This is a genomic window from Ruegeria sp. CF1, from assembly GCF_056537445.1.
Genome location: NZ_JBQFRN010000003.1, coordinates 103,768 through 119,628 on the forward strand (window position 1 = coordinate 103,768; position 15,861 = coordinate 119,628).

Genomic DNA, 15,861 nt, shown 5'->3' on the forward strand with positions numbered 1-15,861 from the left:
GCTCCTACTCGGACTCTGCGGCGGCTTTCTGGTTCGCGCGCATGGCAACTGAAATAAGCTGACGGGCCGTATGCTCCGTCAGAGGTGTGGTTTGGCCAGCCATCATCAGGCGAGCAAAAAACGCGCGTTCAGGTTCTGACTCCAAAAGTTCCTTAAATCGCTTGTGCCGCCATTCGCAGGCCTTGTCATGTAGCTTCTTCAGTGTGGCATCTGATTTTAGCTCGGTAACCCGAGCAGCCCGTGCCGATTGGTAGTGGGAAATAGAGACGTCCTGATCGCTGTTAAAGTTGTAATCGACCCAATAATCCATGCCGATTTTCTCTTTGAAATGCACCCCACGTCCACGCGCACGTTTGAGCAGAAAGGAGTCCATCGCGCCCAAAGCATAATGGTTAAGCTGAACCCTCATGGTCGTATCTTGGGTATAGTTGGAAAATACCCGCTGGCGGCGATGATCGCCACCAAGCAAACGGCCTGATCCATCATACCAGCGCGCCTCATCCACGCGGGTCTGATCAGGCGAAATTGGCCGATGAATGCCTGGTTTACGGTAAATCCCGTTGTTGCGATAAAGCGTTTTGAACATCGAGGCGCGCCACGGCCAAAGGATGGGTTTGGGGGCGCACGAAGTGAACTGTTGGGTCACCGGCGCATCTTCAAAATAAACGATCCCTGCATTTCCGAATAGCCGCCAGGTGAGCGTGATCGCATCCGCCTCGGGGAGGCTATGGATGAGCGCGTTTAATGAGCCGTCGCCAATATGGATATTTACAAACTCATCAATATCGAGCGCCAATATCCAGTCTGCTTCTTTCAATAGAGGATGTTTGGCGGCTTGTTTCATAGCCTGCCACTGTACGCTCTTATCAGGCTTGGCTTCATGGCTGATATGAGTGATTTGCCCCATCTCTTCGAGTCGGTGCAACATCAGATCGGTGCCATCCGCGCAATCATTTGAGAAGATCAGAAAATCAGTGAATCCAACCATCTGATGATGGGCGAGCCATTCCAACAGGAACGCGCCTTCATCTTTGACCGTCAGGATCGCTAGCTTTCGTGTCATTCTATTCCTTTGATCCGACGCTTCAGTCTGGTCATCTGCCAGACCGCATGTCATGTGGTGCTCATTGAGAATAACGGTTTTGCGGATGTTCTGAACTGCGAATTTCGCGTAGGAACGAAAAAAGTACGGCGCGGCATCATGTTGCCAACTTGGGCGATTTCCAACTCGGTGGTAGGTGGATCTAAAAGGCTGAGAGTGAACCGGATAGATGCACTTATTGTTCAATTAGCCGTCTTAGCCCGACAGCTCCGTTTGCAAGTGCAGATCGGCGGTAAGACTTCAGTGCTACCTGCAGATCGCCGAGTTCTGCATCACTCGCCCCTGAAATGCGGGTCAGGCTTGCCTCCAACCCATTGTCAGCAATCAGCATTGGTGGTCGGTAACAGGCCTCTGACCAGCGGTCCATGACGATCGGCACACAGAATCCACCCGAAGAGGACAGGGCAGATGTGATCTTGATCCGTTGATATTGTTCATAGTCAAATGGCATGAGCGGATGTATCACCTGAGCGCCCGCCAGTGCGTTAAAATACGCGGCATGCCCCACCTGCCCGCTGTCGTCCAAAGGCACGCACGTAAAACGCGCGTCAAGCTTTCGGTCCTGGATCTCACTTTCAACCTTGGCGCGATCTCCGCCTCCTGACGGCAGAATGAAATGTAGATTCTGAAAGGCGTCCGGTCGATTGCCAAGAAGATCCAGCAGGCCAGGGTAATCACGTGTCCGCATGTTAACGTTGCCGGGGATCACGACCTGACGCGGCTGGCCCAACTTTGGTTCCGGATCATCGATCCAATAAAACGGCTCCAACGTCGCGATCCTGTCCATATGGGCTTTGCCCACCCGGCTGATCCATTCAGCCGTGACATGTGCACTCAGGCTGATGTAGCGCGCATTTGGCATCTGAAGCGTCTCGCGCAGGGGTGCCATATGGTTGAACTGATCCAGATTATGCAGGACCATGATCAATGGCTTCTTCACTCCATGCGCCCAGCTTGCCGCTTTTGGACGACTCAAAGAGGCCATCAGGACGAAGTCATGTTCGGCCGCTTCAATTGCAGCCATAGTAGACTTGATATGTTTTGGTGCATCCGCAGCCCGGTAATCCGGTGTGCTCAAAGGCACATACTCAACATCAAATTCCAATCCCGGCACCAAGGCCATGATATCTCCGCGCAGCTTTAAGATCCGGCGATGCAGAAAGATTCGTGGTCGGTACCCGTTGGCATTACAGGCGGCCACCAAGCTGGGGATGACTTCTTCATGGCGCGGTTCAAATTGTACAATTGCACAGCGCTTCATAGTTTCTTCCTGTTGCCTGGGTTGCCTCGGGCCCTCGTTTTCGGTTTGACCCTGTGGAAGTTGTCTATCGATAGCTACACTTGCCGTCTACATCCAACGCCGAACAGGCCGGATCTCAGACCAGTTTGTTTGAGCGGAGGTATCCGGTGTGATGGTATTTCCCAGCGTTGCGGTTTCGTTCACTATTCCGATAAAAAGCGGGTTTTAGCAGATCATCACAATCTGGGTCTGTAACTCCGCGGGTCTCGCGTAGATGACTGGCGTGTGATTTGGGGAATAAGGGCTCAAGACGCGCTTTATGTGCGCCAGCCAACCAATATAAGTCAGACATCTTCACCGCTCGATTTCGAACCGTGAATCGCGCTAGCAAGGTCCGTTCGCTGGGTCGGGATTTGCTGCAGGGTTGCTCTATCAAAGCTTGGTCGTAATGGGCTTGGGTTTCTGCCGAACAGAAGCGGTTTAAGCCCTATCTTCTGTAGGTTTGAAGCGAATGATGACGCAGCATTGTCAAAACGTGAAGCGAGAAGTTTCCAATCTCTTAGTTTACAAGCGGGATATCAATGCAGTTTCTGCGCCTGCTATGTCGATTGCGAGCTGCGATGCGGGTGGGAAATCAATGGGTTCTGGTTTTGGGTCCACGTGTTTCGATGCGGCGTTTGCCTGCGATGTTGTAGTAGGGGATCTGGTCCAGATCGCAGAGAAAGGTGCCTGGAGCGGCAACGGCTTTCACGTCGCTTGCGATGGGTTGGAAATCCGCCCGGAAATGTGTGGTGCTTTTGACACAGATCACTGAATAGGATGTGGGATTCAGGCCGATATGGGTGAAATGAGCGCGGTCTAGGCATTGGTTGCGCACACTGGTGACGACCAAGTCTATCTTCGCGCCAGACTCTATCATCCTCAGAGCGGCCGTTTTGCCAAGCGTCGCGATGCCGCCTCCGTACATCTCACCTGAGTATCGGCAGATGCCATCTCCGATGGCCAGAACTTCGAACTTTGCCTCAACGGGGTGGAGCCCGGGCAGACCTGATTTTCCGCCGATGGCCAGGTTCAGTTTTGCGCCTTGGCCTGCACGATGCGCTTTCTCTGCGCTTTCGGCGTCGTGGAAGAGACCCATCAAAACCTCCTGCGCTTCCCCCTCGATCAAAGCGGCCAGAAGTCCGGTGGTATCGGATGTGCCGCCTGCGCCTGCGTTGTCCTGTACATCCGCTAACACGAGCGGTTTGTCGCGATGCGAACGACAGGCCAGAACGGCTTCGTCCAACGACAACATAGAGCAGTCCACATCAGGTTCGCGGGCCAGAAAAAGGTCGACTATTTGATCTACTGCGGCGGTCGCTTGCGCGGCACTGGTCGCGTAGGCAACGCAGGACGGACCAGTATCGGGATAATCTGCCGCTGTAAAACCCAGTGCGATTTCTGCATAGACATGGGCCTGTTCGAACCGGGTGGGCAACTGATAAATCTCATCAAACGGTGCGGCCCAGGTGTATTGCGCATGCAATGGGATCAGATAGGGCACCTGCCGGAAGGCTTTGTGCAGCTTTTCTCCTGCCAGTAGCCTTTGCAGAACCGGTACGCATCGTGCACCGGTTTCGCCCATATCGAGGTGCGGGTACGTGCGGAAAATTGCCAGATAGTCCGCCTGCGAGATCATCTGGTCAGAGATATTGGCATGCAGGTCCAGGCTCGCCACGACCGGAACGTCCTGCCCTACCAGATCACGTACTCGGCGCAACAGTTCTCCCTCACCATCGGCAAGGCTTTCAGTCACCATGGCACCGTGCAGGTCGAGATACACTCCGTCCAGCGGTCCCGCGCCGCGAAGGCCATCCAAGATCATAGTACATATCTTCTCGAACGCGTGATCCGTGACATGAGCGCTAGGTTCTGCCGCACACCACAGGATTGGGAAAAGCTCGAAACCTGCCTGGTTCGCGGCGGAAGAAAACCCGGCGATGGGTAGGTTCATGCCTTTGGTGTCTGCGATGACACGCGCGCCATGCAACATTTCGGGCCAGGAATCTGCCATCTCGAACTCGGGCAGACCCGCTTTGGTCGCTCCGAAGCAGTTGGTTTCGTGTTGAAATCCGGCAATGGCAATGCGTTTCGCTGTCATTCTAAAACTCCAGTTCTTTTCTGGATTTGGTGGCGCCAAACACAATCTGTCCTCGCCGGATGGTTGCAACAATTGATGTGTCGAGCAGCCGTTCAGGATCATCTAGGGGATTGCGAGAAAGGATGGCGAAATCTGCCAGTTTTCCGGGCTCAATCGAACCGCGCTGATCTTCTTTAAACACTTGCCACGCCGCATCGATGGTTTGTGCCCGTAGCGCAGACAGTACGCTGACCTTTTCCTTTTCACCCAGTTGCCGGCCGGATGCAGTCAGTCGGTTCACCGCGCAATGCGCCAGATGGATGGGCCGCGTTGGCGTAACCGACGCGTCATTGTGGATCGTATAGCGTACACCGTATCGTTCCGCAGTTGCGGCTGGCGAAATCCGTTCAGCGCGTTCCGGGCCGAGGAAGGTATCGTAGTGTCGGTCCCCCCAGAAATGCACATGTGCTGAAAAGAAGCTGACAGTTATTCCAAGCCGCGCCATGCGGTCCAGTTGATCGTCGCGCAGAACCTGGCCGTGGATGATGGTATGGCGGTGATCGTCTCGCGGATGCGCTAACAAGGCCTTGTCCACCGCATCGATGAACATCTCGGCCCCGGCATCCCCGTTGCAATGGCAGTGGATCTGAAACCCCATAGCGTGTAGGCGGAGAACCTCGGTATCCATGTCGACCTGCGTGGCATAGATCATGCCACAGGGGTGATCGGGGTCCAGCGACTTGTAGTAGGGCGCAGACAGATAGGCAGTCTGCAATTGGAATGCGCCATCGGTAAACAGCTTGCGCGCACCCAGCGTAAAATGTGGGTTTCCGGGCCAGTTATCGTCGATCCAGCCCTGGCTCAGAGCCGGTTCCAGATCGGCAATTGGCAACAATTCCAAATCAATGCCGGGATCCTGATCGGCAGGAAGGCTGGTAAAGTGGTCGAGCATAACCTGCGATGCCCAAGCGTTCTGTGCATAAGTTACTCCGTGGGACAAATACTCATCACGGCAGGCGTTGAACCCTTGCCAGAACCTGTCCCGGTCGATCAGAAAATCAGTGTCGCCCATTTCGCCCATGGCCGACAGCCCTTCGACCAGCCCCGTCAGGGCGCCGGTATCGGGGTCGCGGCCATAACGCCCTCCGGCCGGGTCCGGGGTGTCGCGATTGACGCCATGCAGCTTCAGCGCCATCGAATTGGCCACGCCATTGTGACCCGAAGCATGCAGAACCCAGATTGGATGCGCCGTTGAGACATCATCCAGTTCGGCCCGGGTAGGCATGCGGCCTTCTGAAATGGCGGTGTTGTCGAACAAAACGCCCATCACCCAATCGCCCTCGGGCGTCTCTTCGGCTCGGCAGCGCAGCTTTTCCAAAGCTTGCGCCATATCCATACACACGCCGCGTGGAGGTGATGCAAGATCAACCCGAAACAGCTGGATGAAGCCGGGATCTGGGAAGTGGCCGTGCGAGTCGATGAAGGCTGGGATCAGGGTCTGGCCAGCTAGGTCATATACACCCGCATCGGATGACATCCGCCGACGCAGCGTTGCTTCGTCCCCCACCGCAATGATGACATCGTCCCGCACCAACACCGCCTCGGGTCGGGAATTGTCGGCGTCCATCGTCAGGATGGGACCGCCGAAATAGAGTGTTTCCCTCATCCTTTAGTGACCCGGAGCAGGCGCACCCGACAAGGGTGCGAGACAGCGCAGCCCGTGGCCCGCCGCAACCTCCCATTGCGGTGTCTGTGTGCAGATGTCTTTGGCAAACGGGCATCTTTCGCGGAACTCACAGCCCGACGGACGTTGCAAGAGGCTGGGCGGCTCACCTTTGAGCGCGATCCGTTCAAGGCGCGCATCGGGGTCCGGCTCGGGGTTGGCGCTGAGCAGGCAGCGGGTATAGGGGTGGCGCGGATCGTCGAAGATCGCCTCTGTCGTGCCTTCCTCGACCAGTCGACCCAGATACATAATGCCCATGCGGTCTGCCACGTGGCGCACCACGTTCAGGTTGTGGGTGATGATCACCATCGCCAGGCCCAGGCGTTCCCGCAGGTCATTGAGTAGGTTCAGCAGCTCACCCTGTACCGAGACATCCAGCCCCGCCGTTGGTTCATCCGCCAGGATCAGTTTCGGCTCCAGCGCCAAAGCGCGGGCAACACCAACCCGTCGTGCCTGGCCACCGGACAATTGATAGGGGTAGCGGTCCGCGAAATGCACCGGCAGGTTCACCATTTCCAGCAGACGCTTGGCTTCGGCATCCAGATCGCGATCTTTCATGCCCTGAATGCGATAGGGTTCCGTGATCAGGCTTCGAATTGTCAGGCGTGGTGACAAGCTGCCCACAGGGTCCTGAAACATCATCGCCATGTCTTTGCGCAGCGGACGCATTACCCGTTCCGGCGCGCCTCGTATCTCTTGCGTGTCAAACACGACCGAACCGGCCTGCGCCGGGGCCAGGCCCGCAATCGCACGGATGACAGTTGTCTTGCCCGAACCGCTTTCGCCGACAAGCGCATAGGTCTCGCCAGCTTCGACCTCAAAGCTGACGCCCGCCAGCACGTTGACCGGGCCATAGCTGGTTTGCAGGTCTTGGACATTCAGCAGGCTCATGTCACGGCCTCCTCATGGTTCAGCCAGCAGGCGGCGTGATGCCCTTCTTTCAGACGATCCAAGGGCGGAACGTCCGTTGCGCAGCGTGGCATCGCCTGATCGCAGCGGTCGCGGAAAATACAGCCGCCGGGCAGGTTGGCCAGATCGGGCACTTCGCCCGGAATAGTTGGCAGAACCCGCGCGCGTTCCTTGATATGGCCGGGATCGCAATCAATCAGACGGCGTGTGTAAGGGTGCTTGGGATTGTGAAAAATCTCGCGCACCTCGCCGCTTTCGACCACGGCGCCTGCGTACATTACCACTACGCGATCACAGAGTTCCGCGATCACACCCAGATGGTGCGAGATGAACAGGATGGCGCAATCGAACTCGCGCTGCAGCTCTTGCAAGCGCTCAATGATTTGCACCTCAAGCGTGGCGTCCAGCGCGGTGGTCGGCTCATCCGCGATCAGCAGGTCGGGTTCTGAAATCAACGCCATGGCAATGGCGATCCGCTGTCGCATTCCGCCAGAAAACTCGTGCGGAAACTGCTTTAAGCGCGCTTCAGGGTCCGGAATTCCAACAGCCCCCAGCATCTTTGCCGCATTGGCCAGTTTTACCTGCCTGCTTGTCTTTGATCGATGCTGAATATCGACCATCTGCTGGCCAATGGTTAGAACCGGATTGTGGGTCTGCATCGGGTCCTGAAAGATGATTGAGATATCGGCCCCGCGCAGATCACGCATCCTGCGTTCAGGCACTTGCAACAGATCCTGCCCCTTAAAGCGTATTTCGCCTTGCCGGAACCGCGTGTTCGGTGCGGTCAGCCGCAGGATCGACGAGATCAAGGTTGATTTTCCGCAACCAGACTCACCGACAATACCCACGATCTCACCTTTGCGGATGTCAAAGGTGAGATCCCGCAATGCCTTGAGATCTCCGCGTGCCGTTTCATAATCGACGCTGAGGTTCTCGATTTCCAGAAGAGTTTCGGTCATCGCTGTTTCCTCAGTTTGGGATCAACCACGTCGCGCAGCGATTCCCCTAAAAACGTAAAGCCCAGGGTTGCCAGAATGATCGGCAGACCGCCGCCCACCACCAGCCAAGGTGTCTGTCGGATCAGGGAATACCCGTCCTTCAGAAGTGCGCCCCAACTGGGGGTTGGGGGCTTCACGCCAAGCCCGAGAAAGGACAGCCCCGCCTCAAGCGCGATTACCGTCGGGATGTCCATAGCAGCCAGGACGGCCAAAACCCCCACGATATTTGGTAGCATGTGCACACCCAAGATGCGGGCCATGCTGGCCCCCATCGACCGCTCGGCCAGAATGAACTCGGAGTTGCGCAACGTCAGGGTCTGCGTTCGCGCCACACGGCCATAGGTTGGGATCGAAGTCGCCATCACCACGAACACAACCGTTTGCAAACTGGGACCGACCAGGGCCACAACGGCCAGCGCGAACATCACGGTTGGGAAGGATCGGATGGTGTCAAAGAACAACATCAACAGGTTGTCGAGCCATTTTGGCCCATACCCCGCAATCATTCCCAAGGTTAGGCCAATTGCCATAGCACCAAAGACGGCAGGCAAGGCGACTTTCAACGCAACCTGACCGCCGGCAATCACGCGGGAAAACGTATCGCGGCCAAGTTGGTCCGTACCCAGAAGGTGCTCGGCAGACGGGCCTTGCAACCGGGCTTTGATATCCATGGCCACAGGATCATAGGGCACAATCCAATAGGCGAAAATCGCACAGAAGACGATGGTGCCGACAATGACCAAACCAATCAGACCCAGAGGGTCGCGGGCGACGCCGACAATGATCTGACCAAGTTCAGAACGAGATTTTTCCATTTCGGCTTTCCTCAATGCGCTTGTCTAGCGCGTGGGTCGAGCCACGCATTGATCAGGTCCGCCAGTGCGGTCGACACGACGAACAAACCGGTTGAGATCAGAACCGAGCCCATGACAATCGGGTAATTGCGGGTGGTTATGCTGTCGATCACCAGCTTGCCCAGACCCGGGCGCGCGAACACTATTTCGGCGAATACGGCCGAGCTCAGCAGGAAACCCATGCCGACGCCGATCACCGTGACAACCGGAAGAATGGCGATACGCAAGGCATAAACCATCACCACGCGGCGCTCTGCGATACCGAAGGCTCGTGCGGTCCGAACGTGGTTTTCGCCTAAGACTTCCAACATCGAGGCGCGCACCAACCGCGCGATGTAGCCCACCCAGCTTAGCCCGATGGCAAAGGCGGGCAAAACGAGGTGATCAATGCGACCCCAGAAGCCTTCGCCCGCGCCGATGGCTGGAAACCACTGAAGATGCACGGCAAAGACCAATAGCGACAGAAGTGCTACGACAAAGGCGGGTGCTGCAACAAAACTGACCGAAATCGCCGCCGCAATTCGGTCGATCAGAGTGTTCGGATGGGCGGCGGCATATGCCCCAAGCGCAATTCCCAAGGTGGCGGACCACAGGATCGACGCAAAGATCAGTTCCAGAGTGTAGGGTAGCTGCTGAAACACGATATCTGTCACGGATCGGCCCGAGAATACGTCGATTCCCAGATCGCCACGGACCAGGTTTCCATAGAATATGACCAGCTGTTTCCAGATTGGTTGATCCAGCGCCAACGCAGCGGTGAGCTGGGCCTGAAGCTCAGGTGTTGCGCGTGGCCCCAACATGATCTGGACCGGGTCCCCGGGGACGGCGCGGATCATCAGGAACATGACGGTAACCGCCACGAACAGGATAAGCAGCGCTAGCCCGAAGCGGCGGGTTGCAAACTTCAACATGAAAAGCTGGCTCCTTGTGGATGGGTGGCGAGCTGTTTTGTCCGGCGGGCGTCAAACCCCGCCGGACATAGCCGACCTTGGGGAGGTCAGGTCGCCTTGCCGAAATACCGCAGCAGTGCCAGACCGTCGGGTCTTAGCGCGGGGGTGACACGAGCCGAATGAATCACCGGTGTCGCCTCGTGGGTGATAAAGCGGTAGGCACCACTTTCTTCCATCAGATCCTGCGCCCGCTGATACATCTCAGCGCGTTTGGCCACATCCGCTTCCTTGAATGCCGAGTTGTGAATTTCGTCAAATTCAGCGTTGCTGAACCGCTCCCAGTTCCAGATGCCGACCTGTTCGGTGGTGAACCAAGCCGTCGCATAATATGGATCGGGGGTCATCGAGAAGCGGTTCAGAACCAGTTGCAGGTTCTCGTTGTCTCCGCTTGCCCAGAATGCACCGGATTCCAGTACGTTGACTTCGACCGTGATCCCGATCTGCGCCAGAGTTGCCTGAATGATCTGAGCCGTCGTTGTGAAAGTGGTCTTGTTCAGCGTGTCCAGCGTAAGCGTCACATTGGTCTCGCCAGATTCCGCCAGCAATTGCGCCGCTTTCTCGAAGTTTGCCGCCGGAGGGACCAGAGATTGTGGGCGGTGGCCCGCAAGGCCAGGTGCGATGATGCCTGTCGAGGGTTCAGCGGCTCCAAAATAGGCCGCCTCTAGGATGCTTGGTACGTCGACTGCATGTTGAATCGCCTGACGCAGTTTTGGGTTCTGAAGCTTGGGGTGATCCAGATTCATGCCCAACCAGACATAGAACAGTGAGGGTTTCTCGACCAAAGATCCGCCGTTCGGAACACCGGCCCGATAGCGTTCAACCGATCCCAGCGAAACCCGAGTCATGTCCAGTTCGCCCGCCTCAAAGGCGATCTCGGCGGTGTTTTCGTCGTCGATCGGCAGGATTTCGATTGTGTCCCATGTTGGTGCGTCACCCTTCCAATCCGGGTTGCGCTTAAGCACGGTTTTTTCTTTGGGTGACCAGCTGTCCCGCAGATAAGGGCCGGATTCAGCGACCGGATCAGCCCCGATGCGGCCCCCTGCGGCCTCGACCGCAGCTTTCGAGACGATGTTGCCGGTTATGTAGGGCAGGGCGATCGACCAAATCGGAGCAAACGGCTCGTTCAGAACGATGGTACCTTCGCGTTCGCTGCTCACTTCGACATGGCTGAACGGACCCAAATCGGGCTTGTTCGGGCTTTCGGTCGCATCGTCCACGATGCGCTCCATGCTGAATTTCACGTCTTCAGCGGTCATCGCACCGAAGCCATTGGTGAAACCGATATCATCGCGTAGGGCGAACTTGATATGGGTCGGGTCAACCTGCTCGATCATCGCCGCCGCATCCAGCTGCCAACCCCATTCCTCGCCGGGCTTGTATTGGATCAACTTGTTGTAAATCGAGGCATGCACTTCTTCTTCGACAACACCGACGGAATGTGCGGGGTCCATGTTCTGGGCATCACCATAGGCGCGCACCCGCAACACCCCGTCATCAGCGGCGAAGGCGCGATTGGCCCAGCTTGCAGGCAGCGCGGATGCCGCCCCAAGCGCAGTTGCCCCTTTCAAGAAGCCCCTGCGCCCGACATTTGCTTTTGTCCATTCGATTTTCATGATGTTCTCCCTTGGGTCAGATCGTTTACAGAAGCCTGCGCGGGATGGTTTTGTTCCATTCCTTTGTCAGAACTTCTGTTTTGTCCGCGCCTTCGGTGGCGCGCAGTTTTCGATGCAGATAGAAATTCTCGACGTCACAGGTCATCGCGTTTTCGGTGCTGATCTCGACCTGCCATTCGTCCCTCTCAAACGTGAAACGCCAGCCCGCCTTGAATTGCGCGGTCGCTGGGTCATCGGGATGGATCGCATAGCGCATGGCGACGTGGCTTCCGACGATCAGGCCGTGGCCGGGGTCCTGTGCTTTGCCGTAGTCGTCGAATGTCTCAAGTACGACGGTTCCGTCCGCTTCGATGCGCCGTTCGGATCGGCCCGACGGCGCGCGCAGCTCGGTGCTTTGCAACGTCGGATAATCCTGCGCTGGTCCGGGATGTGCAGGATCAGCTTCCTCAGACATCGTCCGAACCGGCAAATACAGCGCCGAACCTTGCAGTTGTAACGTCACCTCTGCCGCTTCTGGCGCGGGCCAAACGATAGGCCAGTAAGCGGTAGACAGCGCAAGACGCAGGATATGACCGGGTTTCACGCGATGCGCGCACTCATTTAGTGCGATTTCCGCACTGTAGACCTGACCGGGAACCAACGCTTCAGGGGTCTCGTGGCTCTTGTAGTGCGTCAGGTTCAGCGCCCGATAGGTGATCCGCTGAGAAACCCCATCCGGGGCGACATCACACAACCGCGCTATCAGTTGGACTACCGGTCTGTCCACGGTGAAGGACAGTTTCAGTCGCGCCCGTCCAAGCAGTTCAAGCGGTTTGTCCAGCGGTGCCGTATCGAAACAAAGCGACAGTGCGTCATCGGCTGCTTGATCTTCGGCCAACTCATTGTCGATCCGCATGCCCGGGCAGAAATACCCGCCAGCCTGTCCGATATGGGCTGGATTCGATACGGTTGTCTCGGCCGTAATGGCGACGTCGGAGAACCCACCCAATCCCAAATGCCAGACTTCATCACTGACATTGGGCGACGGCCATTCTGTCTCGGCGATCCAGCGGCCCTGCCTGGGTTTGTTCTTTTTGCTCGGGCCAAAATGATCCTGCATATAGGTTCGGTAGGCGGGCAGGTCTTCGGCGCCATTCTGCTGCCCCTTCAGCCAGCGATCAAACCAGCCGATCACCTCGGAATGGAAATCCCCTGCCTCCAGTTTCGAGATATGCGGATAGCGGTGCTCCCACGGTCCGATCAGCGCCTTTGACGGCACGGCCAGATTTGCTGCCAGCGCTGGCGGAGCGTTGACATATGCATCCGACCAACCCGTTATCGCAAGAACCGGAGCTTGAATCGCCGACCAATCCTCGCAAACCGAGCCATGTTTCCAGAACGCGCTGCGCGTTGGATGACGCAGCCAATCGGCTGCTGAGAATGGTACATTCTCAAGTCGGGCAAGCCAGACTTCTCGCCAATCAGATCGCAGCTCGGGGTCTGCGGGCCGTGTCAAATAGGCGAACATCTGACTGCCCCAGTTAATATTGTCGCTTAACAGGCAGCCGCCCATGAAATGTATGTCATCGGCGTACCGATCCACGGTCGAGGCAACACTGACCACCGCCTTGAGCTCGGGCGGATGGCGAAAGGCCAGCTGCAGCCCATTGAATCCTCCCCAGGAGATACCGATCATCCCAATGTTTCCGTCGCACCAGTTTTGTGCGGCGATCCAACTCAGAACGGCTTCACCATCGCGGAGTTCCTGTTCCGAATACTCGTCGTCGAACTGCCCCTCGCTATCACCGGTTCCGGCAATGTCGACGCGGATGCAGGCGTATCCTGCCTCGGCAAATACTGGATGAGTGGTTGCATCTCGCGGCGCAGTTCCATCCCGCTTGCGATAGGGGAGGTATTCCAGAATGGCGGGTGACGGCCCGGTTTCGGGCAACCAAATTCGTGCAGCCAGTTTCCGACCATCCGGCAGTGGGATCCAGGTGTTTTCGATGATTTTTGTGGACATTCGGAGCGAGGTCCCGTTGTTGCGTTTGGTACAGCCAACCCGCATTCCGAAAATTATTGAACTGAGCTACTTTACGCGCTTTTATTCAATCTTTAGCATTATAGCGTCAAAACGCGAAAGAAATGACGCTTATGTCCGAAAGTTTTTCCGCAAATTTACGGTCTTTGTGCGCCGAGCGAGGCAATATCTCGCAAGTCTGTCGAGAAATCGGCCTGAACAGGCAGCAGTTTAATCGCTACCTCAACGGCGAAAGCTTGCCATCAGCCCACAACCTGCGCCGTATCGCTCGGTATTTCGATCTGCCTGAGGCGCAGCTTTTTGCGCCTCGGACAGATTTTGAAGAAACTTTGAAAGACTCGATCGTCCGTCGGAAAGAAACTCCTGCCAGCTTGTTTGTTAAGCCGTACAGTGATCAGGTGAAGAATCTCAGACGCTATGTGGGCTTCTATCATTCTTTCTTTTGCACCCCGTCTTGGCAGGGGCGCATTTTTTGTTCTCTGATCCGACTTAAGGAGGTGGATGGCGTCGTGACGATCCGCTCGCACGAAAACGCCACGTCCCCGGACAAAAGCGTTCGGCAGATTTCGCGCTACGAAGGGCTGGTTGCCCTGCGCGGTAACAGGATCTTCGCCACCGAACATGAATGCGGCAAGGAAGGAAGCATTGCGCAGACCATCCTTTATTCCGCACATCGCCAACAGCTAAAATACTTGCGTGGCATGACAATGGGTGTGGCTTGGCGGCCGTTTCCACACCCTTATGCGGCGAAAACAATCTGGAAACGGCTTGATGAGCGCATTACCGCCCGTGAAGCGCTCACTGCCTGCGGTGTCTATTCAGAACAGAGTAAATCAATCGACCTGGCGGTCCGAAAGTACCTTTTGGGATCAGGCGATGCCCATTTTTCAGCGATACCAACAGAACTTGCCAATTGAGTGATGCATTTTGAAATCGCCGTTTAGTGGCGCCATTTTCGCACGGGGCGGATCCTGTTTGTGACTCAGAACCTTGTGATGACCGTCGCACCGATTGAGGTAAACTTATCCATCCCTATCAAGGCCTTGGGTGCGTCTTCCAGGCTGATTTTTTCCCCCACCAACCGCGCCGGATCCAACTTGCCATTTTTAATCATGTCGAGCATCGCGCCATAGCGATGCGCCTGCATCCCGTGCGAACCAAGCAATTCGATCTCTTGTCCTACGATCTTTGGCATGGGTACTGCTGGCGAAGCGTGATCACCCAGCATCAGACCGACCTGAATGTGCTTGCCGCGCGGACGCAGGCAGAGGATCGAGTTGGTCATAGTGACGGGATGACCCAAAGCGTCGATTGACACATGGGAGCCGCCTTTGGTGATTTCGCGGATCGCTTCGGGAACATCAGCATCTGTACCGTTAATGGTCGCAACTGCACCCAGTTCTTGCGCAAGTTCGAGTCTGGCTTCGTCTAGATCAACCCCGATGACATTGGCCCCGACGGCGGCAGCAATCATAACGGCTGACAGACCGACCCCACCGCAGCCATGTACGGCAACCCATTGACCGGCCGAGACCCTTCCTTGATCGACGACCGCGCGGAATGAAGTGGCAAACCTGCAGCCAAGGCTGGCGGCGGTTGCAAATTCCATGGTTTCAGGCAGCGCGACCAAATTAAGGTCAGCCTGATGAATTGGCACATATTCCGCGAAACTGCCCCAATGGGTAAAGCCGGGTTGCTCTTGATACAGACAGACTTGTTGATGCCCTGCGTGACATTCGCTGCACGTTCCGCAGCCGCAGACGAAAGGCACGGTTACCTTGTCGCCAACTTTCCAGTTCTTTACATCCCGTCCGACGGCTTCGACCACGCCAGCCAACTCATGACCGGGTATGTGAGGCAGCTCGATATCACTGTCATGCCCCATCCACCCGTGCCAATCGCTGCGACAAACGCCAGTGGCTTCGACCTTCAGAACAACGCCATGAGTATCGGGTGCAGGGTCGTCGACTGTGACAACCTTGGGGGTTTGTCGGAACTTCTCGAACAGGACAGCCTTCATAGTGTGCTCTTTCATTTTTTCGAAAAGTTGTGTGAACCTAAACCAACTCAGCCGAACTGATCCAGCCTTAGGGATGAACCCAGGTTGTGGCATTTTAGCACTATTTTAACCAAATCCAGTTTTAGACAAATTTAAGAAATCCACTCTCCTTAAACTTGCGCATATCTTTCTTTAGGTGGTGATGGGGAAATTCCCAAAAGCAATGTGTTGCTTTTGGGTGCAGCTCTTCTTTGCTTTCTGTGCTGGTGAATTGGGTTGTAGGGTCTCAAGGTGTCAAAGTTTTCAAACCTGCTGTTTGCGCTTTCTATTTTTC

General features: G+C 56.2%; 12 protein-coding genes. 1 reads left to right on the top strand and 11 read right to left on the bottom strand.

The window, feature by feature from the left end:
* Window positions 1-4 precede the first annotated feature (4 nt).
* The 10 genes from ACRZ96_RS08240 to ACRZ96_RS08285 all read right to left on the bottom strand — a co-directional run bounded on the left by ACRZ96_RS08240 (window position 5) and on the right by ACRZ96_RS08285 (window position 13,510).
* Complete coding sequence (locus ACRZ96_RS08240; protein WP_480706306.1) at window positions 5-1,288, bottom strand: glycosyltransferase family 2 protein; 1,284 nt, start codon at window positions 1,286-1,288, stop codon at window positions 5-7.
* On the bottom strand, window positions 1,278-2,363 hold the full coding sequence (locus ACRZ96_RS08245) for a hypothetical protein (protein WP_480706304.1): 1,086 nt from the start codon (window positions 2,361-2,363) through the stop codon (window positions 1,278-1,280). Before ACRZ96_RS08245 ends, ACRZ96_RS08240 begins: the two co-directional genes overlap by 11 nt.
* A gap of 613 nt (window positions 2,364-2,976) precedes the next feature.
* The gene (locus tag ACRZ96_RS08250) at window positions 2,977-4,482 is read right to left on the bottom strand and encodes a M81 family metallopeptidase (protein WP_170512070.1); all 1,506 of its coding nucleotides are present in this window, start codon (window positions 4,480-4,482) and stop codon (window positions 2,977-2,979) included.
* A gap of 1 nt (window position 4,483) precedes the next feature.
* Window positions 4,484-6,127, bottom strand: a complete 1,644-nt coding sequence (locus ACRZ96_RS08255) for an amidohydrolase (protein ID WP_480706302.1) — start codon at window positions 6,125-6,127, stop codon at window positions 4,484-4,486.
* Window positions 6,128-6,130: 3 nt separating this feature from the next.
* Window positions 6,131-7,075 carry an oligopeptide/dipeptide ABC transporter ATP-binding protein gene (locus ACRZ96_RS08260; RefSeq protein WP_480706300.1) on the bottom strand — a complete coding sequence of 315 codons (945 nt, stop codon included), beginning with the start codon at window positions 7,073-7,075 and terminating at the stop codon, window positions 6,131-6,133.
* Complete coding sequence (locus ACRZ96_RS08265) at window positions 7,072-8,052, bottom strand: ABC transporter ATP-binding protein (RefSeq protein WP_170561648.1); 981 nt, start codon at window positions 8,050-8,052, stop codon at window positions 7,072-7,074. The genes ACRZ96_RS08260 and ACRZ96_RS08265 overlap by 4 nt, the downstream gene beginning before the upstream one ends.
* Window positions 8,049-8,906 (bottom strand): ABC transporter permease, encoded by an 858-nt coding sequence (locus ACRZ96_RS08270; protein ID WP_170512064.1) that lies wholly within the window; start codon window positions 8,904-8,906, stop codon window positions 8,049-8,051. The genes ACRZ96_RS08265 and ACRZ96_RS08270 overlap by 4 nt, the downstream gene beginning before the upstream one ends.
* A gap of 11 nt (window positions 8,907-8,917) precedes the next feature.
* Complete coding sequence (locus ACRZ96_RS08275; RefSeq protein ID WP_170422950.1) at window positions 8,918-9,856, bottom strand: ABC transporter permease; 939 nt, start codon at window positions 9,854-9,856, stop codon at window positions 8,918-8,920.
* Window positions 9,857-9,942: 86 nt separating this feature from the next.
* On the bottom strand, window positions 9,943-11,508 hold the full coding sequence (locus ACRZ96_RS08280; RefSeq protein WP_170509482.1) for an ABC transporter substrate-binding protein: 1,566 nt from the start codon (window positions 11,506-11,508) through the stop codon (window positions 9,943-9,945).
* 25 nt (window positions 11,509-11,533) lie between these two features.
* Window positions 11,534-13,510 (bottom strand): CocE/NonD family hydrolase, encoded by a 1,977-nt coding sequence (locus ACRZ96_RS08285; RefSeq protein ID WP_480771810.1) that lies wholly within the window; start codon window positions 13,508-13,510, stop codon window positions 11,534-11,536.
* 131 nt (window positions 13,511-13,641) lie between these two features.
* Here ACRZ96_RS08285 and ACRZ96_RS08290 point away from each other — a divergent pair, with 131 nt between their 5' ends.
* Complete coding sequence (locus ACRZ96_RS08290) at window positions 13,642-14,445, top strand: helix-turn-helix domain-containing protein (protein WP_170407624.1); 804 nt, start codon at window positions 13,642-13,644, stop codon at window positions 14,443-14,445.
* 65 nt (window positions 14,446-14,510) lie between these two features.
* Here ACRZ96_RS08290 and ACRZ96_RS08295 read toward each other — a convergent pair whose 3' ends face one another.
* Window positions 14,511-15,548, bottom strand: coding sequence for a zinc-dependent alcohol dehydrogenase family protein (locus tag ACRZ96_RS08295; RefSeq protein WP_480771809.1), 1,038 nt, complete (start codon window positions 15,546-15,548; stop codon window positions 14,511-14,513).
* Between the last annotated feature and the right edge of the window lie 313 nt (window positions 15,549-15,861).

Coding starts and splice junctions, on each gene's coding strand:
- ACRZ96_RS08245 (WP_480706304.1), bottom strand. CDS start 2,363: ATGAAGCGCTGTGCAATTGTACAATTTGAACCGCGCCATGAAGAAGTC.
- ACRZ96_RS08250 (WP_170512070.1), bottom strand. CDS start 4,482: ATGACAGCGAAACGCATTGCCATTGCCGGATTTCAACACGAAACCAAC.
- ACRZ96_RS08255 (WP_480706302.1), bottom strand. CDS start 6,127: ATGAGGGAAACACTCTATTTCGGCGGTCCCATCCTGACGATGGACGCC.
- ACRZ96_RS08260 (WP_480706300.1), bottom strand. CDS start 7,075: ATGAGCCTGCTGAATGTCCAAGACCTGCAAACCAGCTATGGCCCGGTC.
- ACRZ96_RS08265 (WP_170561648.1), bottom strand. CDS start 8,052: ATGACCGAAACTCTTCTGGAAATCGAGAACCTCAGCGTCGATTATGAA.
- ACRZ96_RS08270 (WP_170512064.1), bottom strand. CDS start 8,906: ATGGAAAAATCTCGTTCTGAACTTGGTCAGATCATTGTCGGCGTCGCC.
- ACRZ96_RS08275 (WP_170422950.1), bottom strand. CDS start 9,856: ATGTTGAAGTTTGCAACCCGCCGCTTCGGGCTAGCGCTGCTTATCCTG.
- ACRZ96_RS08280 (WP_170509482.1), bottom strand. CDS start 11,508: ATGAAAATCGAATGGACAAAAGCAAATGTCGGGCGCAGGGGCTTCTTG.
- ACRZ96_RS08285 (WP_480771810.1), bottom strand. CDS start 13,510: ATGTCCACAAAAATCATCGAAAACACCTGGATCCCACTGCCGGATGGT.
- ACRZ96_RS08290 (WP_170407624.1), top strand. CDS start 13,642: ATGTCCGAAAGTTTTTCCGCAAATTTACGGTCTTTGTGCGCCGAGCGA.
- ACRZ96_RS08295 (WP_480771809.1), bottom strand. CDS start 15,548: ATGAAGGCTGTCCTGTTCGAGAAGTTCCGACAAACCCCCAAGGTTGTC.